Below are 22145 nucleotides of genomic sequence, written 5' to 3'. Positions count from 1 at the left end.
GTCGCGCGATCGGCGCGACCCCGGCGACGAGGCCGGTCTCCGGACTTGCGGCTGGACCCGGACCGTGCGGTCCGGAATCCCGGCGCCGACGCCTTCCCGTGCGATGCACAGTGGCCGATGTCGGAGCCTTGGCGCGCTTACCGTTGCGGGGGCAGTGCCGGACTGCTGCATGCCGGCCGGGCCTCGTTGGCGAGGTCCGACCGTGGCAGGTCACCGGCTTCCCGTTTCAACCCGTTCGCGCACGTGGCGCGGGCCGGGTCACCTCGAAGCGCGCGCAGTGTACGCCAAAAGGCCGGAAGTGAGGGGGAAAGAGGAGAAGTGAGGGGGGAGAAGCGAGGAGCGAGAGAAGGGCGGCATCTCCGCCCTCGCGGCCTGCTTTCCTGCCGGGGGGCTTTCCGTGCTTCCGCCGGTCCTGCGGCATGAACGCATAGACCCAGCCCCCTGCGTGAGGGGGCGATTCGTGCTGCAGGCACGAATGGGGGGGTGGCAGCGCAACGGTGGGGCCCAAGGTTTGCGCAGCAAACTTTGGGGATTCCCGGGCGCAGCCCGGGGATCACCGGCTCACGCCGCTCCTACATGGGCGATCGAGCTTCACGACGCGGGTTGGGTTCCCTTCCATCCAGACGGCCTGGACCCGAGACCGAGACGAACCGGATCCTCGTAGGAGCGGCGTGAGCCGCGATGGGGCCCTCCCGGGGAAGGCCATCAAGTCGCACGCCGCTGTCAAGGCTCTGCGTCGTTGCCGTCGCTACCTTCGTCGGGATCCGCGGGCGGGAGTTCGACCGTGTCGGCGGTCAGCACCGTGGTCCGCACCGGCGCGGCGGCCGGCTTGTAGCGCGGCGGCGGCAACTGCTCGATCGCGGCCTCGGCTTCGGCGACCAGCTGTTGCCGGCGCGCGTCCGGCACTTCCTGCCAGTGGCAGTCGCACAGCGCGCCCTCGATCGCGTAGAGCAGGTTCATGGTCGGCTTGAAGCCGGCCCGCTTGATCCGCATGAACGCTTCGACCGGACCGGCCGCCTCCAGGTCTTCGCGGCTGTGCAGGCCGACCTGGCGCAGCCAGGCCGCGCTCTTGGGACCGATGTTGCGCAGTTTCGGCAGGCTCATCCGTGTGGCTCCGGCTCCAGGGCGTCGGTATACAGTCGCGCCAGCGCTTCGATACCGGCCTGGTCGTCGGCCTCGAAACGGCCCCGCAGCGGGCTGTCGATGTCGAGTACGCCGAGCAGGTCGCCGTTGCGCGCGAACAGGGGCACGACCAGCTCCGAGCGCGAGGCCGCGTCGCAGGCGATATGGCCGGGAAAGGCGTCGACGTCGTCGACCCGCTGGGTCTGGCCGGTCTGCGCGGCGGTGCCGCACACGCCCTTGCCGACCGCGATGCGCACGCAGGCCGGCAGGCCCTGGAACGGCCCGACCACCAGCTCGTTGCCATCGAAGAAGTAGAAGCCGACCCAGTTCAGGTCCGGCAGGCTGTTGAACACCAGTGCCGCCAGGTTGGCGGCATTGGCGATGCGGTCGTGCTCGCCATGGAGCAGACCGCGGGCCTGGTCGGCCAGCTGGGCGTACTGTTCCGGCTTGTTGCCGGTCAGGGTGGTAGCGGCGAACATTCCCGGAGTTTAGCAGCGCGCCGCGCTGTGTTCAGGATCAGCATGACCGCCCAAGAACATCGCTTCGAGACCGCCCCGTCCGCCGCCACCGCCATCGGCGTCTTCGTCACCGGCACCGATACCGGTATCGGCAAGTCGGTCGCCAGCGCCTGCCTGCTGCATGCGCTGCGGGCGCAAGGCCTGCGCGCGAGCGGGATGAAGCCGGTCGCCAGCGGCTGCGAACCCAGCCCCGACGGCTGGCGCAACGAGGACGCGTTGCTGCTGCAGGCGGCCAGCGACCCGCGGCCGCCCTACGCGGAGGTCAATCCGTACGCGTTGCCGGCGCCATTGGCGCCGGAGCTGGCCGCGGCCGATGCCGGGGTCGAACTGGAACTGGAGGCGATCGCCGCCGCCTATGCGCGCCTGGCCGCGGCCGCCGATCGGGTCGTGGTCGAGGGGGTCGGCGGCTGGGCGGCGCCGTTGTCGGCGAGCCTGGACCAGGTCGACCTGGTCCGCGCGCTGGACCTGCCGGTGGTGCTGGTGGTCGGGTTGAGGCTGGGCTGCATCAATCATGCGCGGCTGAGCGCGCGCGCGATCGCCGCCGACGGCCGTCGCCTGGCCGGATGGATCGCCAACGACATCGACCCGGACATGCAGCGCGCCGACGACAACTTCCGGCTGCTGCAGGCGCGCCTGCCGGCGCCGTGCCTGGGACGGGTGCCGCATCTGCGCGACCTGGCGGCGTTGCCGACGGTGGCGCTGGACGTCTCGCCCCTGCTGGCGCCCGCCTGACATCGGCAGGGCGCGACCTCAGGCGCCCACAAAAAAGCCCGGGCCGCGCCCCGCCATTGCCGGCGGCGACGCGGCCCGGGCGGTCATGCCGTTCAGCCCTGCTGCGGTGCCGGATTCAGCGCCGGGGCCTTCTCTTCCCCGTCGGCATGCTGCGCCGAGTGATCACGTGCCAGGTACAGATAGAACGCCGGCAGCACGAACAGGGTGAACAGCGTGCCGATGCTCATGCCCGAGACGATCACGGTGCCCATCGAGAAGCGCGAGGCCGCGCCCGGGCCGCTGGCCATCAGCAGCGGGATCATCGCGAACACCAGCGCCGCGGTGGTCATCAGCACCGGACGCAGACGGATGCTGGTGGCGTGCTCGATCGCATCGCGCTTGGACATGCCCTGCTCGATCTGCAGCTTGTTGGCGAACTCCACGATCAGGATGCCGTGCTTGGAGATCACCCCGACCAGGGTCACCAGGCCGACCTGGGTGTAGATGTTGATGCTCATCCCCGGGAACGCCTCGATGCCGCTGAAACTCAGGATGTTGGCGACCAGGGCCAGCACGTTGAGCACCAGCAGCGCGCCGCAGATCGCCATCGGCACGGTCAGCAGCATGATCAGGGCGTCGCGGAAACTCTCGAACTGCGCCGACAGCACCAGGAAGATCACGATCAGCGCCAGTCCCATCGTGACCAGCATCGCCGCGCCCTCCTGCTTGAACTGGCGCGACTCTCCGGCGTAGTCGACGCTGTAGCCCTGCGGCAGCACCTCGTTCGCGGCCTCCTCGAGGATGCTCAGCGCCTCGCCCTTGCTGACGCCCGGACGCGGCGCGAAGGTGATCGCCACCGCGTTCAACTGCTGGAAGCGCTTGAGCGACTGCGGCTGGGTGCTCTCCTTCAGCGTCACCACGGTCGACAACGGGATCAGTTCGCCGTCGCGGGTGCGGGTGTAGTAGTTCTCAAGGTCGCTGGCGTTGAGGCGATCGCTGCGCTGGACCTGCGGAATCACCCGATAGGAGCGGTTCTGCATCGCGAAGCGGTTGGTGTAGCCGCCCGACAGCAGCGCCGCCATGTCGGCCGCCAGCGTGCGCATCTCGATGCCGAGCGTGGCCGCCTTGTCGCGGTCGATGGCGACCTCGATGCGCGGCTTGTCGATCTTCAGGTCCTTGTCGAGGAAGATGAAGCGCTTGCTCGCGTAGGCCCGCTCCAGGATCGCGTCGGCCAGCTCCGACAACTGGCTCAGCTCGCCGACGCCGCCGATCACGAACTCGCCGCCACCGTCGCCGCCGGCGCTGGGCAGCGAGGGCGGGACCAGGGCGAACACGTTCAGGCCGGTGACCTGGCTGATCTGCGGTTGCAGGGTCTGCTGCAGCACCTGGTTGGTCGAGCGGTCGCGCTCGCTCCACGGCTTGAGCACGAAGCCGGCCATCGCCTGCGGGCTGGCGCCGCCGCCGCTGCCGCCGAAGCCGCCGTTGAACAGGAAGTAGCCGTCGACCTCGGGCACGGTCTTGGAAATCGCGGTGATCTCCTCGGTATAGCGCTCCACGTAGTCGAGGGTCGCGTAGGGGTCGGCGCTGGCGATCGAGAAGATGAAGCCCTCGTCCTCCAGCGGTGCCGGCTCCTTCGGCGCGGTCATGTACAGGAAGACGCAGGAGAGGAAGGTGATCGCACCGAACGCCGCGAGCACCGACTTGGTCTCCAGCGCGCCGTGCAGGCGACGCTGGTAGGCCAGGCGCAGCACTTCGAACTTCTCGTCCAGCCAGTTCTCAAGCTTGCCCTTGGGGTGCTCGGGATCGTGCGGCTTGAGGATCTTCGCGCTCATCATCGGCGACAGGGTCAGCGCGATCACGCCCGACAGCAGCACCGAACCGGCCAGGGTGAAGGCGAACTCGGTGAACAGCACGCCGGTCAGGCCGCCCTGGAAGCCGATCGGCACGTACACCGCGACCAGGGTCGTGGTCATCGCCACCACCGGCCAGGCCAGCTCGCGCGCGCCCTTGAGCGCGGCGGCATGCGGACTCATGCCCTCCTCGATGTGGCGATGGATGTTCTCCAGCACGATGATCGCGTCGTCGACCACGATGCCGATCGCCAGCACCATCGCCAGCAGGGTCAGCAGGTTGATGGTGAAGCCCATCAGCAGCATCAGGAACAGCGCGCCGACCAGCGACAGCGGCACGGTCACCGCCGGGATCAGCACGCTGCGCAGCGACCCCAGGAACAGGAAGATCACCACGATCACGATGATCACCGCCTCGACGATGGTGCTGACCACCTCGTCGATGGCCTCCTGGATCGACTCGGTGCTGTCGTAGGGGATGGTGCCCTTGATGCCCTGCGGCAGTTGCGGAACGATCTGCTCGTCCCACAGCACGCGCACGTCCTTGATCACGTCCAGCGAGTTGGCGTCGGGCGAGACGTAGATGCCGACGAAGGTCGCCGCCTCGCCGTTCATCCGCACCGAGGTGCCGTAGCTCTCGGAACCCAGCACCACGTCGGCGACGTCGCCGAGGCGCACGATCGCGCCGTCCTGCTCGCGGATCACCAGACGGCGGAACTCCTCCGGCGTGCGCAGGTCGGTCTCGGCGGTCATGTCGATCGCGACCATCTGGCCCTTGGTCGAACCCACCGCGGCCAGCACGTTGTTGGACTGCAGCGCATTGGAAACGTCGCTGGCGGTGATCTGCAGCGCGGTCATGCGGTCGGGCTTGAGCCATACCCGCATCGCGAAGGTGCCGGCGCCGAGGATGTCGGCGCGCTGCACGCCCTGCACGGTGACCAGCTTGGGCTGGATCACCCGGGTCAGGTAGTCGGTGATCTGGTTGTTGTTGAGGGTCTCGCTGGCGAACGACAGGTACATCGCCGCGATCTGCTGGCCCTGCTGAAGATCGATCACCGGGTCTTCCGACTCCGGCGGCAGCTGGCCGCGCATCTTGTTGACCTTGGCCGCGATCTGGGTGAGCGCCTCGTTCGGGTCCTGGTCCAGGCGGATGTAGGCCTGGATGGTGCTGACCCCGGCCGAGCTGGTCGAGGTCATGTAGTCGATGCCCTCGGCGCTGGCGATCTCGCGTTCCAGCGGGGTGGTGATGAAGCCCTCGATCAGGTCGGCGTCGGCACCGAAGTAGGTGGTGCTGACGTTGATCACGGCATTGCGCAGCTCGGGGTACTGGCGCACGTTCAACTCGCTGTAGGCGCGCAGGCCGAACAGCAGGATGAACAGATTGAGGACGATCGCCAGTACCGGCTTGTTGATGAAGATGTCGGTGAATTTCATCGCTGGGCTTCTCCCTCTCTCCCGCGGGCGGGAGAGGGTTTCGCGTGTGTCCCTGTCCCGCGGGCGGGGGAGGGCTGGTGTGGGGGCGAGGCCCGCGGACGGGCTTCGCAGCGATCAACCGGGTTTGCTCGAGCGTGCCGTCCGGGCTTCGGCGGGCCCGGACGGCGGGTACGTCAGCGGTTCTCGGGAGCCGGCTGCTCGTCGGCGGCCGGCTTCACCTTGTTGTTGATCGTGACTTCGGCATCGTTGCGCAGCTTCAACAGTCCGCTGGTCGCGACCTCCTCGCCCGGCTCGAGGCCGTCGGTGACCGCGATCAGGTCGCCGCGGGTCGCGCCGGTGGTGATGAAGCGCTGGCTCACGGTCAGCTTGTCGCCGGTCAGCGGATTGCCCTGCATGTCGGTTTCGCCCTCGGCGCGCGGGGTCTTGCCGATCACGAACACCGCATTGCCGTAGGGATTGAAGCTGACCGCCGTCTGCGGGATGACCACCACGTCGTGCTGGGCTCCGGTCGCGAAGCCGACCTTGGCGAAGCTGCCCGGACGCAGGCTGCGGTCGGGGTTGTCGAAGGTCGCCTGCACCTTGAAGTTGCGGGTGCTGGGGTCGATCTGCGGCTCGATCGCGGTGATCCGGCCCTCGAAGGTCTGCCCCGGCAGGGCGTCCACCGAGGCCTGCACCGTGCCGCCCTCGGCGACCTTGCCCATCTGCTGCTCGGGCAGGGTGAAGTCGAGGTAGATCGGATCAAGCTGCTGCAGGCTGACGATCGCGGTGCCGGGGGAGACGTACTGGCCGAGGTTGACCTTGCGGATGCCCAGCTCGCCGGAGAACGGCGCGCGGATGGTCTTCTGCGCGATCAGCGCGCGCTGCGCGTCGACCTGCGCCTGCGCGGTGGCGGCGGCGGTGGCGCGCTGCTGGGCCTCGTCCTTGGAGACCAGTTGGTCGCGGGACAGCTGCTGCCAGCGGTCGCGCTGGGCGGCGGCCAGGCGGGCGGAGGCTTCCAGCGACTTCAGGGTCGCCTCCTCGTTGGCGGTGTTCAGCCGCACCAGCACCGCGCCGGAGGCGACCGGCTGGCCGGCGGTGAACTCGATCGCGCGGACCACGCCGCCGGACTCGGTGGTGACGTCGGTGCCGTTGACCGCGACGAAGGTGCCCACCGCCTCGCCGGAGTCGTTCCACTGCTCGGTTCGCGCGACCTGCGAGCTGATCGCGACCGGCGGCTGCGGCATGTTGTCGAAGAACTTGTTGGTCTGCGCGGCAAAGAATCCCTTGACCGCGAAGACGCCACCGAACACGACGATCGCGCCGATCAGCATCAGGATCATGCGCTTGCTCGTGGAGGGGGGGCGCTTGCCTGCGGATTTCGACATGTGAGCCTCGGGCGTTGACGCCGGGTAACGGCGGGGGGAGGAGGAGGGCATGGTCCCGGTCCGATGGAATGGGAACCACTCCCATTAGTTTATTGAACCTGCCGGTCCGGAATTGTGGCAGTTGTCTTCCGGCGGTGGCGCGACGCCGGCACGCGATGCCCATCCGATGCCCTGTGGGAGCCCCTGATGATGGCCGTCGGCCGCCCTGGCGGGGCGGTCGCCGTCGATGCCGGCCGTGACGGTACGTGGACAGTGCCGGACGTAGGCTCGCCCGATGGGGTCGACCGTTTTGCCCAGCGTGGCCGTATACCAATGTTCATCGCCCGTTGGCCTTGCGGCGGTCCGGGGGCGCGGGGCCAATGCTAAACTGGTCAGTTCAAGAATTACAAATCCTATCCCCGAGCAGTTGCTGCTCTCGATGACGGAATTCGGAGTGTCCATGGTCATGAACCTGCGTCCGGTGGCATTGGCCGCCGTGTTGGCCCTTGTCGTGTCGGCCTGTGGTGGCGACGAGCAGGCCGCCGGCGGTCCGCCGCCTCCCGAGCTCGGCGTGATCGCCGTGCAGCCCGGCAACGTGCCGCTGGAGAAGGACCTGGTCGGACGACTGGCGCCGTTCCGCAGCGCCGACGTGCGCGCCCGGGTGCCCGGCGTGCTGCAGCAGCGCGTCTACGAGGAAGGCACCGACGTGAAGGAAGGCCAGGTGCTGTTCCAGATCGACCCGGCCCAGTTGCAGGCGGCCGTCGGTCAGGCCCAGGCCTCGCTGGCCGCGGCCCAGGCCAACTACGCCAATGCCAAGGTCGCCGCCGACCGCGCGCGCACCCTGGCGCCGCAGAAGTTCGTGTCCCAGGCCGATCTCGACAACGCGCTGGCCGCCGAGCGCAGCGCCAGCGCTTCGGTCAAGCAGGCCGAGGCGGCGTTGCAGAACGCCCGCATCAACCTGGGCTATGCCACCGTGCGCGCGCCGATCGACGGCCGTGCCGGCAAGCAGCAGGTCACCGAGGGCGCCCTGGTCGGCCAGGGCAACGCGACCCTGCTGACCACGGTCGACCAGATCGACCCGCTGTACGTGAACTTCTCGCTGAGCGTGTCCGAGCTCGACCAGGTGCGCCGGGCGATGGTCGACCACAGTGCCGGCGAGGCCCACGTGCAGGTGTTCCTGCCCGACGGCAGCGCCTACGCCCACACCGGCGTGATCGACTTTTCCGGCGACGTGGTCGACCCGGCCACCGGCGCGGTCGCGCTGCGCGCCCGCCTGCCCAACCCGGGCCGGAGCCTGCTGCCGGGCACCTACGTGACCCTGAAGGCGACCATGGGCATGCAGTCGGGCGCGGTGCGGGTGCCGCAGGCGGCGCTGCAGCGCGACGCCCAGGGCGCCTATGTGCTGGTGGTCGGCGCCGACGACACGGTGGTGCGCAAGGACGTCGTCGCCAGCCGCACGATGGGCCGCGACTGGGTGATCGGCGGCGGTCTGGACGCTGGCGACCGGGTGGTCGTGTCCGGGATCCAGCGTGCGCAGCCGGGCCAGCCGGCCAAGGCGACGCCGTGGCAGCCGCCGAGCGAGGCCGGGGCTCCCGCATCCGCGCCGGCGGCGGCGCCTGCCGGGACCGGGCCGGATGCCGAAGATGCCGCCGAGCCGGCCGCTCCCGCTCCGGCGGACGCGGCCGACGACGCCTCCAGCGAAGGCTGATCCGCCACCATGTCCAGATTCTTCATCAACCACCCGGTCTTTTCCTGGGTCGTCGCGATCCTGATTTCGCTGGCCGGCGTGCTGGCGATCTTCAACCTCGGCGTCGAGTCCTACCCGAACATCGCGCCGCCGCAGGTGATCGTCTCGGCCGGCTATCCGGGCGCGAGCGCGGAGACCGCCGAGGCCGCGGTCACCCAGGTGATCGAGCAGCAGCTCACCGGCATCGACAACCTCGACTACTTCAGCTCCTCCTCCAGCGCTTCCGGCGGCAGCTCGATCACGCTGACCTTCAAGCCGGGCACCGATCCCGACATCGCCCAGGTGCAGGTGCAGAACAAGGTGTCGCTGGCGACCCCGCGACTGCCCTCGGAGGTGACCCAGCAGGGCGTGGTGGTGGCCAAGGCCAACTCCGGCTTCCTGATGGTGGTCGCGGTGCGCTCGGACAATCCGGGCGTCGACCGCAATGCGCTCAACGACCTGGTCGGCTCGCGGGTGATCGACCAGATCTCGCGCGTGCCCGGCGTCGGCAGCACCCAGCAGTTCGGCAGCTCGTATGCGATGAACATCTGGCTCGACGCCGACAAGCTGCGCGGCTTCGGACTGTCGGCCAGCCAGGTGCTGGCCGCGGTGCGCGGCCAGAACGTGCAGTTCGCGGCCGGCTCGATCGGCTCCGAACCGTCGCCGCCGGGCCAGGGCTTCACCGCAACGGTCTCGGCCGAGGGCCGCTTCAGCACCCCCGAGCAGTTCGGCAACATCCTGCTGCGCGCGAACGAGGACGGCACCACGGTGCGCCTGGCCGACGTCGCCCGGATCGAGCTGGGCGCGCAGTCCTACGGCTTCGACAGCCAGTGGAACGGCGCCCCGACCGGCGCCTTCGCGGTCCAGCTGAGCCCGGGCGCGAACGCCCTGGGCGTGGCCGAGGCGGTCAAGGCGCGGATGGCCGAGCTGGAGGCGACCTTCCCGCCGGGGGTCAGCTGGTTCGTGCCCTACGACAGCTCGACCTTCGTCGAGGTGTCGATCGAGGAGGTCGTGCACACCCTGCTCGAGGCGATCGTGCTGGTGTTCCTGGTGATGCTGATCTTCCTGCAGAACTTCCGCGCGACGATCATCCCGACCCTGGTCATCCCGATCGCGCTGCTGGGCACCTTCCTGGGCATGTACGTGATCGGCTTCACCATCAACCAGCTGACCCTGTTCGGCATGGTGCTGGCGATCGGCATCGTGGTCGACGACGCGATCGTGGTGATCGAGAACGTCGAGCGCCTGATGACCGAGGAGGGGCTGTCGCCGAAGGACGCCACGGTCAAGGCGATGGGCCAGATCAGCGGCGCGGTGGTCGCGATCACCGTGGTGCTGGCGGCGGTGTTCATCCCGTCCGCGTTCCAGGGCGGCTCGGCCGGCGAGATCTACAAGCAGTTCGCGCTGACCATCGCCACCTCGATGGCGTTCTCGGCGTTCCTCGCGCTGACCTTCACCCCGGCGCTGTGCGCGACCATGCTCAAGCCGACCCACCACGCGGAGAAGAACATCGTCTTCCGTGCCTTCGACTGGGGCTATGGCAAGGTCGCCAACACCTACGTCGGCCACATCACCGGCGCGATCCGCCATGCGCCGCGCTGGATGATGGTGTTCGCCCTGCTGGCGGTGCTGTGCGGCTTCCTGTTCACCCGCATGCCCGGCAGCTTCCTGCCCGAGGAGGACCAGGGCTATGCGATCGGCCTGGTCCAGTTGCCGCCGGGCGCGACCCTGGAGCGCACCAAGGACGTGCTCACCCAGGTCCGCGAGACGCTGGAGCAGCAGGAAGGCTACGACGGCATGATGCAGGTCGCCGGCTTCAGCTTCGTCGGCCAGGGCGAGAACGTCGGCATCGCCTTCATCCGCCTCAAGCCCTGGGACGAGCGCGACCTCACCGCGATGGAATTCATCTCCAACGCGAACCGCGCACTGTACGGCATCCGCGACGCGCAGATCTTCGTGATCAACCTGCCGACGGTGAGCGGCCTGGGCGCGTTCGGCGGTTTCGACATGTACCTGCAGGACCGTGGCGGCAACGGCCGCGACGCGCTCGCGCAGGCGCGCAACACCCTGCTGGGCAAGGCCGGCGAGGACCCGGCGCTGACCGCGGTCCGGCCCAATACGCTGGAGCCGGCGCCGCAGCTGAAGCTCGATGTCGACCGCGTGCAGGCGCAGGCGATGGGGCTGTCGGTGAACGACATCTACAACGCGATCCAGCTGATGCTGGCGCCGGTGTACGTCAACGACTTCAGCGACCAGGGCCGGATCAAGCGGGTGACCATGCAGGCCGATGCGCAGTTCCGCACCGGGCCTGAGTCGCTGGCGCGCTTCTATACGCCCAGCCCGCTGTTCGATCCCTCCGGCGGCGTCGACGCGACCACCGGCGCGATGGTGCCGCTGGCCAACGTGGTCAAGAGCCACTGGGTGATGGCCTCGCCGTCGCTGAACCGCTACAACGGCTACGCCGCGGTCGAGATCGTCGGTTCGCAGGCGCCGGGCCACAGTTCGGGCGAGGCGATGACCGCGATGGAACGCATCGTCGACACCGAGCTGCCGGACGGCTTCGGCTACGACTGGACCGGCCAGTCCTATCAGGAAATCATCTCCGGCCAGCAGGGCCCGATGCTGATGGCGCTGTCGATCCTGGTGGTGTTCCTGTGCCTGGCCGCGCTGTACGAGAGCTGGTCGGTGCCGGTGGCGGTCCTGCTGGTGGTGCCGCTGGGCGTGCTCGGCGCGGTGGTGTTCACCATGCTCCACCCCAGCGACCTGACCAACGACATCTACTTCAAGATCGGCCTGATCACGGTGATCGGCCTGGCGGCGAAGAACGCGATCCTGATCATCGAGTTCGCGATCGAGCAGCGGCTGGAGGGCAAGACCCTGCGCGAGGCGACGATCGAGGCCTGCAAGCTGCGCTTCCGGCCGATCCTGATGACCTCGTTCGCGTTCATCCTCGGCGTGGTGCCGTTGGTGCTGTCCAGCGGCGCGGGCGCCAACGCCCGCCACGCGATCGGTACCGGCGTGATCGGCGGCATGGTCTTCGCGACCTTCCTGGGCGTGTTGTTCATCCCGATCTTCTACGTCGTGGTCCGGCGCGTGCTTGGCGACAAGCTTGACGAAAAACCGGATCTGAGCCACGACTGATCCGGCCCGTACCGGGAGCAAGACGACGAACCCGCCCACGTGGCGGGTTCGTCGTTTGCGCGCCCGCGCCGGCCCCTCCCGTGTTCAATCGCGGCTCACGCCGCTCCTACGAGATGCGATACGGCACTGACCCAGCCCCTGAATGAGGGGGCGGTTCGCATCGCAGATGCGAATGGGAGTCTGGAAGCGCACCGGCGGGGCCCGAGGTTTGCACAGCAAACCTTGGGAGATATCCGGGCGCGGCCGGATATCGTTCCCCCCTGAGTCAGGGGGCGATTCGTGCCGCAGGCACGAATGGGGGTGTGGAAGCGCAACGGCGGGGCCCGAGGTTTGCGCGGCAAACTTTGGGGATTCCCGGGCGCAGCCCGGGGATCGCAACGTGGCGGGATCGCGCGGGCACAAAAAAACCGGCAGCCGAAGCTGCCGGTTTCGTCCAGCCTGGACCGGAGGGAGAGAGGGTCCCGGTCCGTGCGGAGCGTGCTTACTTGGCGGCCTTGGTCGCGGCCTTGGTGGCCTTCTCGACGTTGGCCTGGGCGGTCTTGGCGGCCGACTCGAACTGGCCCTTGGCCAGCTCGGCGATCGCCTCGTTGGCCTTCAGGGTGCGGCCGATCGCTTCCTGGCCGGTGGTCACGGCGCGCTCGACGTTCTCGCGCGCGACCTGCACGCCCTTCGGCCACAGGCCCTTGAGGCTGTCGAAGTCACGGGCCTCGGTGGCCTCCTCGAAGAACGCGAAGGTCGCGGTGGCGCGCTCCTCGAGCGCGGCCAGCTGCATGCCGAACAGCGCTTCGACGTTTTCCAGGGCCAGGCGGTTGGCCTGGGCGGCGGTGTCCGCGAACTGGCGCGTCGCGGCGACGATCTGCTCGTTGAACTGCGGGTACATGTCGATCTCCTGCACGGGTTCGCCGACGGAATGCCGGTTTGTGCGGTGCAGCATATCGCGCCACTTGTTGCAACGCAACAATACGCGGATGACCGAAAAGTTACGGTTCAGCCGGGAGCCGGGACGCTCAGCCGCGGTAGCGGCAGCCCGAGGTGCAGGTCTCGTGCACCACCACTTCGCTCAGCAATGGCAGTTCCGGCTTCAGCCTCTCCCAGATCCAGACCGCGAGCCGTTCGCTGGTCGGGTTCTCCAGGCCCTCGATATCGTTCAGATAGTGGTGGTCGAGACGCTCGTAGAGCGGCTTGAAGGCGGTCTTCACGTCGGCGAAGTCCATCACCCAGCCGGCCCGCGGATCGAGTTCGCCGGACAGGTGGATCTCGATCCGGAACGAATGCCCATGCAGGCGCGCGCACTTGTGCCCGTCCGGGACGTTCGGCAGCCGGTGGGCGGCCTCGATGGTGAAGACCTTGAAGATGTCCATGCAGCGGAACCTCGGGCTGGCCGGGCGTGCGCTGCGCAGGTGAGGACGCGACGGGCGCCGGCCCAGAAACGACAGGGCCCGCGGGAGCGCGGGCCGGGATGCTTTCGCCGCGTCGTGGTGCGACCGCGGCGGCGTTCGGCGGCAGGAAACGGGCTCCAACCACTGACCGCATTATGAGAAAGTGGCGATAGCGTGTCCAGGCGGGCGGCGCGACAGGCGCGGGTCTGCGCGGTGCGCGGATGGCGCGCAAGCCGGTGTCCGCCAGGGCACGCGGGCGCATGCACACGGAGATCCGGGACCGCTGGAAATGACCATACCGCTCGATGCTGGATCGGGGCCGCGCGCCGGGGGGGCGTCGCCACGGCGTTACCGCGACCTTCCGGCGACCGAACTGGAGCCGCTGTTGGCGGGCGACGGTGCGGCGGTGTCCTGGCACGCGGTCGGTTTCGACGGCGAGGCCCCGTTCGCACCGTTCCTGGAGCGTCTGCCGGGCGACATGCGGCGGGTCAGCGGCAAGCGGATCGCCGAGTTCCTGGCCGGCCGTTACTGCGCCGAGCGCGCGCTGGCCGCCGCCGGTGGCGGCAACGGGCAATGGCTGCCGCGCGGCGACGATCGCCTGCCGGTGTGGCCGCCGGGGTGGACCGGCTCGATCAGCCATGCCGACGGGATCGCCGCGGCGGCGGTCGTCGCCAGCACGGCGGGGCGGGTGCTGGGGCTGGATGTGGAACGTTGGGTCGCGCCGGACCAGGCCCTGCAGATCCGGGAGATGATCGCCACGCCGGGCGAGCTGTCGCTGCTGTCGATGCTGCCTCCGGAGCGCGCGCTGACCCTGCTGTTCTCGGCCAAGGAAGCGCTGTTCAAGGCCCTGTACCCGCAGGTGGGGCGTTTCATGGAGTTCTCGGCGGCGCGGGCGGTCGCCGTTGCCGACGGCGAGCTGACGCTGCAGCTGAGCGAGCGTTGGAGCCCGGCGTGGCCGCAGGGCACCGTCGTCCGGGTCCGGTTTCTGCTGCGGGACACGTATGTGTCAACCGCGGTCTTGGGCGCGTCGCGGGACGGCGCCCTCCCTCCGGATTGAGGTCGCGCACCATTCGCCGGCGCATGCAAGGAGGCGATAGCCAGGCATTCACCCTGTCTTCCGACATGGTTACTATGCCCGGCTGCGGCCGATAGTCTGTGACGGTCCGTTCCGGTTTGGGTTACTTGTTCCGATTGAGTTTCGATTGATGGGGTTCGCCTGATTTTTATCTGAGGGTTAAGGAGTCGCAGGATGCGAAGGTCGGCCAAGGTGTTGCTGTTGTTGGGGGGAGTCGTGGCGGTGGTAGCGGTCACGCTGGCGGCGGCAGGACGGGGACAGGGTGAGGCCGCGACCGAGGCGGCGGACGAAGGCGACACGCCGGTGCCGGTTACCGTGATCGAGGCGGAGAGCCGCTCGGTACCGGTCAACCTGACCGCGCTCGGCACGGTCAGTGCGCTCAATACGGTGGTGGTCAGTGCGCAGGTCGGTGGACGCCTGCTGAGCATCGACTTCCGCGAAGGCCAGGAAGTCGCGAAGGGTGACCTGCTGGCGCGGATCGACCCGCGTTCGGCGCAGGCCCGCTACGACGAAGCCGCCGCGGCCCGGCGCCAGAACCAGGCGCTGTTGGCGACCGCGCGCGCGAACTTCAGGCGCTCCAGTACTCCCGAGTACAGCCAGTACGTGTCCAGGTCCGATCTGGACGTGCAGCGCAACCAGATCTCACAGTACGAGGGGGCAGTGGCCGCCAACGAGGCGGCGATGCGCGCCGCCGAGGTTCAATTGCAGTACACCCGGATCACCGCGCCGATCTCCGGCATCGCCGGAATCCGCAATGTCGATGTCGGAAACGTGGTCGGCGAGGGCACTGCTCTGGTGACCCTGACCCAGGTCCGCCCCGTGCATGTGCTGTTCAATCTGCCCGAGCGCCAGTTGCAGGACGTGCGCGAGGCGCAGCGAGCCGGTGCGGTGCCGGTGGCTGCGCTGGATCGCAACGACTCCCATGCATTGACCGTCGATGGACGACTGGAAGTCGTCGACAACCAGATCAGCGCCGACAGCGGCACCTTCCGCGCACGTGCGGTGTTCGAGAACCAGGACGACGCGTTGTGGCCGGGCCAGTTCGTCAACGTGCGCCTGCGCCTGCGTACCATCGATCGCGGTGTGGTGGTGCCGATCCAGTCGGTGATGCGTGGCACCGACAACGAGTACGTCTATGTGATGCAGCCCGACGATACGGTGGCGATACGCCCGGTGCGCACAGGCATCGAGGTCGACGACAGCCGGATCCAGATTGCCGAGGGCCTGAAGGCGGGCGAGCGGGTGGTGGTCGAAGGTCAGTTCCGGCTCAAGGCCGGCAGCAAGGTCACCGCGGTGGCGCCCACCACCGCGACGGAGCCGGCAGCGCCCTGATCCGGTGCGACCGCCACTGACGCTCCCGCAAAGGATTTGCCCATGAGCTTCTCGACGATCTTCATTCGCCGTCCGGTCGCCACCGCCTTGTTGATGGCGGGCGTGCTGCTGCTGGGTTTTCTGGGCTATCGCCAGCTGCCGGTCGCGGCGTTGCCGGAAATAGACGCGCCCAGCCTGGTGGTGACCACGCAGTATCCCGGTGCCAACGCGACCACGATGGCCGCACTGGTGACCACGCCGCTGGAGCGCCAGTTCGGGCAGATTTCCGGATTGGAGCTGATGACCTCGGACTCTTCGGCCGGGCTGTCGAGCATCACCCTGCAATTCTCGATGGATCGCGATATCGATGTCGCCGCGCAGGACGTGCAGGCGGCGATCCGCCAGGCGACCCTGCCGTCCTCGCTGCCGTACCAGCCGGTCTACAACCGGGTCAATCCAGCCGACGCGGCGATCGTCACCCTCAAGCTCAGTTCGGACACCCGGCCGCTGCGCGAGGTCAACAACTTCGCCGACTCGATCCTGGCCCAACGGCTGTCGCAGGTGCAGGGCGTGGGCCTGGTGTCGATCGCCGGCAACGTGCGGCCGGCGGTCCGGATACAGGTCAATCCGGCCCAGCTGTCGAACATGGGCATGACCCTGGAGGATCTGCGCGCCGCGTTGACCCGGGCCAACGTCAACGCGCCCAAGGGCTCGCTCAACGGCGCCACCCAGTCCTACAGCATCGGCACCAACGACCAGTTGGTCGATGCCGCTGCCTACCGCGAGACCATCATTGCCTACGACAACGGTGCGCCGGTACGGCTGGCCGACGTCGCCGACGTCGTCGACGGCATCGAGAACGACCAGCTTGCCGCCTGGGCCGACGGCAAGGACGCGGTGCTGCTGGAAGTGCGACGCCAGCCCGGCGCCAATATCGTGCAGACCGTCGAGCGCATCCGCGACCTGTTGCCGCAGTTGCGCAGTGTGTTGCCGGCCGACGTGCAACTGGAGATCTTCTCCGACCGCACCGAAACCATCCGCGCATCGGTGCACGAGGTCCAGTTCACCCTGTTGCTGACCATCGGCCTGGTGGTTGCGGTGATCTTCGTGTTCCTGCGCAGGTTGTGGGCGACCGTGATTCCCTCGGTCGCGGTGCCGCTGTCGCTGGCCGGCACCTTCGCGGTGATGGCCTCCGCCGGCATGTCGCTGGACAATCTGTCGCTGATGGCGCTGGTGGTCGCGACGGGCTTCGTCGTCGACGACGCGATCGTGATGATCGAGAACATCGTCCGCTACATCGAGCAGGGCAAGAGTGGTCCGGAGGCGGCCGAGATCGGCGCGCGCCAGATCGGTTTCACCGTGCTGTCGTTGACCGTGTCGCTGGTTGCGGTGTTCCTGCCGTTGCTGCTGATGCCAGGTGTGACCGGGCGCCTGTTCCACGAGTTCGCCTGGGTGCTGAGTACTGCGGTGGTGCTGTCGATGCTGGTGTCGCTGACGCTCACGCCGATGATGTGCGCGTATCTGCTCAAGCCCGATGCGTTGCCGGAGAGCGAGGACGCGCACGAGCGGGTCGGTGCCGATGGCCGCCGCAGCGTCTGGGCGCGCACTGTCGCGGCCTATGAGCGCAGCCTCGACTGGGTGCTTGAGCGGCAGAGACTGACCTTGTCGGTGGCGGCCGCGGCGGTCGCGCTGACGGTCCTGCTGTACGTGGCGATACCCAAGGGGCTGCTGCCGGAGCAGGACACCGGGCTGATCGCCGGTGTGGTCCAGGCCGACCAGAGCATCGCCTTTCCGCAGATGCGCGAGCGCACCCTGGCGGTGGCCGAGGCGCTGCGCGGCGACCCGGCGGTGACCGGGGTTGCCGCCTTCATCGGCGCCGGCAGCATGAACCCGACCCTGAACCAGGGCCAGCTGTCGATCGTGCTCAAGGAACGCGGCGATCGCGAGAGTCTGGACGTGATTCTGCCGCGTCTGCGTCAGGCGACCGCCGGCATTCCCGGCGTCGCGCTGTACCTGAAGCCGGTGCAGGACGTCACCCTGGATACCCGCGTCGCCGCGACCGAGTACCAGTACTCGCTGTCGGGGGTCGACGCGGCCGAAGTCGCGGTCCAGGCCGAGCGCATGACCGAGGCGCTGCGCGCGCGCCCGGAGCTGGCCGATGTCGACAACAACCTCTCCAGCCAGGGGCGCGCGCTGGAGCTGACCGTGGACCGCGACAAGGCCAGTCTGCTCGGTGTGCCGATGCAGACCATCAACGACACCCTCTACGATGCATTCGGTCAACGCCAGATATCGACGATATTCACCGAGATCAACCAGTACCGCGTGGTCCTGGAGGTGGCGCCCGAGTTCCGCACCCGCGAGGCCCTGTTGCAGCAGCTGGCGGTCGCCTCCAACGGTCAGGGCGCCCTGGTCGGCAGCAATGCGACCGCGTTCGGCCAGCTGGCCTCCAGCAATTCGTCCACCGCCACCGGAATCGGCAACCGCGACACCGGTATCGCGGTGGGGGCGGGCGGCATCATTCCGTTGTCGTCGCTGGCCGAGGCGCGGGTGACCAATACGCCGCTGGTGGTCAGTCACCAGCAGCAGTTGCCGGCGGCGATGATCCTGTTCAACGTCGCCCCGGGGCATTCGCTCTCGGACGCGGTCGCCGCGGTCGAGCAGGTGCGCGAACGGCTGGAGATGCCCATGCAGGTGCATGGGCAATTCGTCGGCAAGGCGGCGGAGTTCACCCACAGCCAGACCGACGTGGTCTGGCTGCTGCTGGCTTCGCTGGTGGTGATCTATATCGTGCTGGGCGTGCTCTACGAGAGCTATATCCATCCGATCACGATCATCTCGACGCTGCCGCCGGCCGGCGTGGGCGCATTGCTGGCGCTGATGGCCTGCGGCCTGAGCCTGTCGGTCGATGGCATCGTCGGCATCGTCCTGCTGATCGGCATCGTAAAGAAGAACGGCATCATGATGGTCGACTTCGCGATCGAGGCGCAGCGCGCTGGCGCCAGCGCGCACGAAGCGATCCGTCGCGCCTGCCTGTTGCGATTCCGTCCGATCATGATGACCACGCTGGCGGCGCTGCTTGGCGCGTTGCCGCTGGCGCTGGGCACCGGCATCGGCTCCGAGCTGCGCCGTCCACTGGGGCTGTCGATCGTCGGCGGTCTGCTGCTGTCGCAGCTGGTGACCCTGTACACCACGCCGGTGATCTATCTGTACATGGAGCGCTATCAGGCCTGGTTGAGGCAACGCCGCCAGCAGCGCGTGGGCGTGCCGGTGGCGCAGGCATGAGCGCGTCCGCATGCCGTTGGGTGCGCGCCAGGACGGCCGCGCGCGAGGCATGAACATCTTCGCCCCGATCATCCGCCGTCCGATCGGCGCCTCGCTGATGGGCGTCGGACTGGTGCTGGCCGGCCTGTGGTCGTACTTCGTGCTCGGCGTCGCCGCGTTGCCTTCGCTGGATCTGCCGGCGGTGGCGGTGGCCGCACAGATGCCCGGCGCCAGCGCCGAGACCATGGCCAATACGGTGATGACGCCGTTGGAGCGCCACCTGGGCCGGATCCCCGGGGTCAAGCAGATGGTCGGCATCGCCGGCGAGAATTCCGCCCAGGTGCAGATCCTGTTCGAGTTCGGGGTCGATGCCGACTCGGCGGCACGCGAGGTGCAGGCGGCGATCAATGCCTCGATGGTCGATCTGCCGGCGGGCATGCCGGCGCCGCCGCAATACTTCAAGTTCGACACCGCGCAGCTCCCGGTGCTGCTGGTGACGCTGACCTCCTCGACGCTGGCTTCAGATCAGCTCTACGAGGTTGCCGACAGCCTGGCCAAGCCGGTCGTCGCGCGGGTGGAGGGGGTCGCGACCGTGCAGTTGTCCGGCGGGTCGCCGCGCGCCGTGCGGATCGAGCTGGACAGCCGCGCCCTGGCCGCCAAGGGCATCACCGCCAACGAGGTCAGGAACGCACTGGCCGCGGCCAATGTCTCCTCGGCGCTGGGGGCGGTCGAACAGGGGCCACGCCGCCTGATGCTGGTCACTACCTCGTCCCTGATGCGGGCCGCTGACTTCGCCGGATTGGTGATCGCGGTACGCGACCGCGCGCCGGTCCGGTTGTCCGACGTGGCCCGTGTCTATGACGGTCAGGAGGACGAGTTCCAGGGGGCCTGGTACAACGGCGAGCGGACCGTGGTGATGCAGATCAGCAAGCGAGCTGACGCCAACGCGGTGGCGACCGTCGAGGCGATCCGCGCCGCGTTGCCGGGCCTGCGTGCGATCGTGCCGGCCGATGTCGCCATTCATCCGATCTTCGACCTCACCCAGACCACCAAGAGCGGCCTCCACGAGGTCGAGTTCACCCTGCTGCTGAGCGTGTTGATGGTGGCGCTGGTAATGCTGCTGTTCCTGCGTCGGATCGGTCCGACCCTGATCGCGATGGCCAGTGTGCCGCTATCGCTGGCCGGTGCGTTCATCGCCATGTGGTGCATGGACTTCTCGCTCAACACGCTGTCGTTGATCGCGCTGGTGCTGGCCATCGGGTTTGTGGTCGATGATGCGATCGTGGTGATCGAGAACGTGGTCCGGCACATGGAGCTCGGCCAGCCGCCGCTGGAGGCATCACTCAATGGCACCCGGGAAATCGGCTTCACCATCGTGTCGATCACCCTGTCGCTGGTCGCGGTATTCGCGCCAATGGTGTTCGGCAACAATATATTCGTGACCCTGGTTCGCGAGTTCTCGGTCACCCTGCTGGCGGCGATCATCGTCAGCGCCGTGGTTTCGTTGACGGTGACCCCGGCGCTTTGCGGACGGTATCTGACCCTGGACTCGGAGTCGGATGCCGGCTCGCGGACCGCGCGTGCGCGCGAGCTGCTCAAGCGCGCCGACGACGCGGTTCTGGAGGCCTATCGGCGCATGCTGGCCTGGGCGATGCGTCATCGCCGGCTGATGCGCTGGCAACCGGCCTGCCTGATTGTCATGACCGGTGTGCTGGCGGCGGCGGTCGCGATGACGGCGGGCGGCGGGGTGATGCCGGAAGAGGACCTGGGGATGATGCAGGCCATGGTGCGCGGAGACGCCAACGTCTCGCCGGACCGCTTCTCGGAAAGCGTGCGCGATGTCGCCGCGACCATGCAGGCCGATCCGGCCGTGCGCGACGTGACCACGGTCCTCAACGGCGGTGGCGGCTTCGATGCCGGCACCGGCAGTTCGGCGAGTCTCTACGTCGAGCTGTACCCGGTGAAGGAAAGACGGGCCAGCGTCGCCGAAGTGATCGCCCGACTCAACGAGAAGTACGAGCCGCTGGCCGACGTCGAGGTGGTGATGACCGCGGTGCAGTTCTTCGGCGGCGGTGGCGATACCCGATCCGGAGGCGGCCAGTATCAACTGCAGTTGACCAGTTCGGCCGGCGTAAGCCTGCAGGACACCACGTTGAAACTTGCCGAGCGGCTGCGTTCCATGCCGCAACTGCGCGACGTCGATACCAGCTTCGATGGAGTCGGCAAGCAGCAGGCGGTCGTCGTCGATCGGCGCGCGGCCGCTCGCATGGGCCTGTCGATGGCCGAGGTCGACGATGCCCTGTACAACGCCTTCGGTCAGCGACCGGTGTCGGTGATCTATTCGGACATCAACCAGTATCGGGTGGTGCTGACCTCTGAGCAGGCGCGCGCTTCCGGGCCGGAGCAGTTGCTGGAAACTTATGTGCGGACCGGCGAAGGACGTATGACTCCGCTGTCGGCGATCGCGACGATAGAACCGTCGATTACGCCGACCAGCGTGATGCACTACAACCAGCTGGAGTCCTCGACGATCAGCTACAACGTGGCCGCCGGCGTCAGCCAGATCGAGGGCATCCGGGTGGTCGACGAGCTGATCTCGCGGACGCCGCTTCCGCCGGGCGTCCAGGACGACTACGCCGGCGCCAACCAGAAGCTCATGGAGGCGGTGGTGGGCGCGGCCATCATGCTGATCGCCGTGATCGTGCTGATGTACGTGTTGCTGGGCATGCTCTACAACAGTCTGTTCCATCCGCTGGTGATTCTGTCGACGCTACCCGCGGCGGGCATGGGGGCGTTCCTGGCGATGCTGGTCACCCAGACCCAGCTGACCCTGATGTCGGTCATCGCGGTGCTGATGCTCATCGGAATCGTCAAGAAGAACGCGATCATGATGGTCGACTTCGCCCTGGTCGCCGAACGCGAGCACGGACTCGATCCGGTGGCGGCGATCACCGAGGCCGCGCTGGTGCGGTTCCGTCCGATCACGATGACAACGCTCGCGGCGATGGGGGCGGCGCTTCCGTTGGCGATAGGCTTCGGGATCGGTTCGGAGATGCGCCAGCCGTTGGGCATCGCGATACTGGGAGGCCTGATTGTCTCGCAGCTGCTGACCCTGTTGAGCACGCCGGCCATCTACTTGTGGCTGCACGATCGGGCTCGACGCAAACGCGTACGCATACGTATGCGTACGCGGAAGAAGCGCGAGAAGCCGAAAGTCCCGCAGGGTGTATTGGCGCCCGACGGAGGCCCCGGCTGACCGGTATCGACGTTC

12 protein-coding genes, 1 pseudogene and 1 riboswitch are annotated in these 22145 nt (G+C 68.1%); of the genes and pseudogenes, 7 read left to right on the top strand and 6 right to left on the bottom strand.

The window, feature by feature from the left end; translation table 11 throughout:
• Positions 1 to 13 precede the first annotated feature (13 nt).
• A riboswitch (cobalamin riboswitch) is annotated at positions 14 to 281 on the bottom strand.
• Positions 282 to 723: 442 nt separating this feature from the next.
• Positions 724 to 1104, bottom strand: coding sequence for a TfoX/Sxy family protein (locus C9I47_RS15470; RefSeq protein WP_111267556.1), 381 nt, complete (start codon positions 1102 to 1104; stop codon positions 724 to 726).
• Positions 1101 to 1601, bottom strand: coding sequence for a GAF domain-containing protein (locus C9I47_RS15465; protein WP_111267555.1), 501 nt, complete (start codon positions 1599 to 1601; stop codon positions 1101 to 1103). The genes C9I47_RS15470 and C9I47_RS15465 overlap by 4 nt, the downstream gene beginning before the upstream one ends.
• 42 nt (positions 1602 to 1643) lie before the next feature.
• Here C9I47_RS15465 and bioD point away from each other — a divergent pair, with 42 nt between their 5' ends.
• On the top strand, positions 1644 to 2372 hold the full coding sequence (bioD, locus tag C9I47_RS15460) for a dethiobiotin synthase (protein WP_111268181.1): 729 nt from the start codon (positions 1644 to 1646) through the stop codon (positions 2370 to 2372).
• Positions 2373 to 2464: 92 nt separating this feature from the next.
• On the opposite strand, the gene C9I47_RS15455 is transcribed toward bioD, so the two are convergent.
• On the bottom strand, positions 2465 to 5635 hold the full coding sequence (locus tag C9I47_RS15455; RefSeq protein WP_111267554.1) for an efflux RND transporter permease subunit: 3171 nt from the start codon (positions 5633 to 5635) through the stop codon (positions 2465 to 2467).
• A gap of 173 nt (positions 5636 to 5808) precedes the next feature.
• Positions 5809 to 6954: an efflux RND transporter periplasmic adaptor subunit gene (locus C9I47_RS15450; RefSeq protein WP_223250179.1), complete on the bottom strand. Its 1146-nt coding sequence runs from the start codon at positions 6952 to 6954 to the stop codon at positions 5809 to 5811.
• A gap of 484 nt (positions 6955 to 7438) precedes the next feature.
• Between C9I47_RS15450 and C9I47_RS15445 the strand changes: the two genes are divergently transcribed.
• Together C9I47_RS15445 and C9I47_RS15440 are read left to right on the top strand one after the other, a co-directional pair.
• A complete protein-coding gene (locus C9I47_RS15445; protein WP_111267552.1) occupies positions 7439 to 8686 on the top strand; it encodes an efflux RND transporter periplasmic adaptor subunit in 1248 nt (415 codons plus the stop codon).
• A gap of 9 nt (positions 8687 to 8695) precedes the next feature.
• The gene (locus C9I47_RS15440; RefSeq protein WP_111267551.1) at positions 8696 to 11845 is read left to right on the top strand and encodes a multidrug efflux RND transporter permease subunit; all 3150 of its coding nucleotides are present in this window, start codon (positions 8696 to 8698) and stop codon (positions 11843 to 11845) included.
• A gap of 481 nt (positions 11846 to 12326) precedes the next feature.
• Here the strand turns inward: C9I47_RS15440 and C9I47_RS15435 are convergent, their stop codons facing one another.
• Positions 12327 to 12779 carry a phasin family protein gene (locus C9I47_RS15435; protein WP_317616523.1) on the bottom strand — a complete coding sequence of 151 codons (453 nt, stop codon included), beginning with the start codon at positions 12777 to 12779 and terminating at the stop codon, positions 12327 to 12329.
• Between the two features lie 73 nt (positions 12780 to 12852).
• Entirely contained in the window at positions 12853 to 13206 is a 354-nt protein-coding gene (gene queD, locus C9I47_RS15430) for a 6-carboxytetrahydropterin synthase QueD (RefSeq protein ID WP_111267550.1), read from the bottom strand.
• Positions 13207 to 13513: 307 nt separating this feature from the next.
• Between queD and C9I47_RS15425 the strand changes: the two genes are divergently transcribed.
• From C9I47_RS15425 to C9I47_RS15410, 4 genes and pseudogenes are all read left to right on the top strand, one after another.
• Positions 13514 to 14281 (top strand): 4'-phosphopantetheinyl transferase family protein, encoded by a 768-nt coding sequence (locus C9I47_RS15425; RefSeq protein ID WP_111267549.1) that lies wholly within the window; start codon positions 13514 to 13516, stop codon positions 14279 to 14281.
• Positions 14282 to 14473: 192 nt separating this feature from the next.
• A pseudogene (locus C9I47_RS15420) lies at positions 14474 to 15619 on the top strand (efflux RND transporter periplasmic adaptor subunit); the annotation flags it as partial.
• 54 nt (positions 15620 to 15673) lie between these two features.
• Positions 15674 to 18895 (top strand): efflux RND transporter permease subunit, encoded by a 3222-nt coding sequence (locus C9I47_RS15415; protein ID WP_111267547.1) that lies wholly within the window; start codon positions 15674 to 15676, stop codon positions 18893 to 18895.
• Between the two features lie 49 nt (positions 18896 to 18944).
• Positions 18945 to 22130, top strand: a complete 3186-nt coding sequence (locus C9I47_RS15410) for an efflux RND transporter permease subunit (protein ID WP_111267546.1) — start codon at positions 18945 to 18947, stop codon at positions 22128 to 22130.
• Positions 22131 to 22145 lie beyond the last annotated feature (15 nt).

Origin of the sequence: Marilutibacter maris (assembly GCF_003233695.1) — a bacterium.
Taxonomy (GTDB): Bacteria; Pseudomonadota; Gammaproteobacteria; order Xanthomonadales; family Xanthomonadaceae; genus Marilutibacter; species Marilutibacter maris.
Note: the sequence above shows the minus strand (reverse complement) of the source record. Positions and strands in the feature narration are given on the sequence as shown.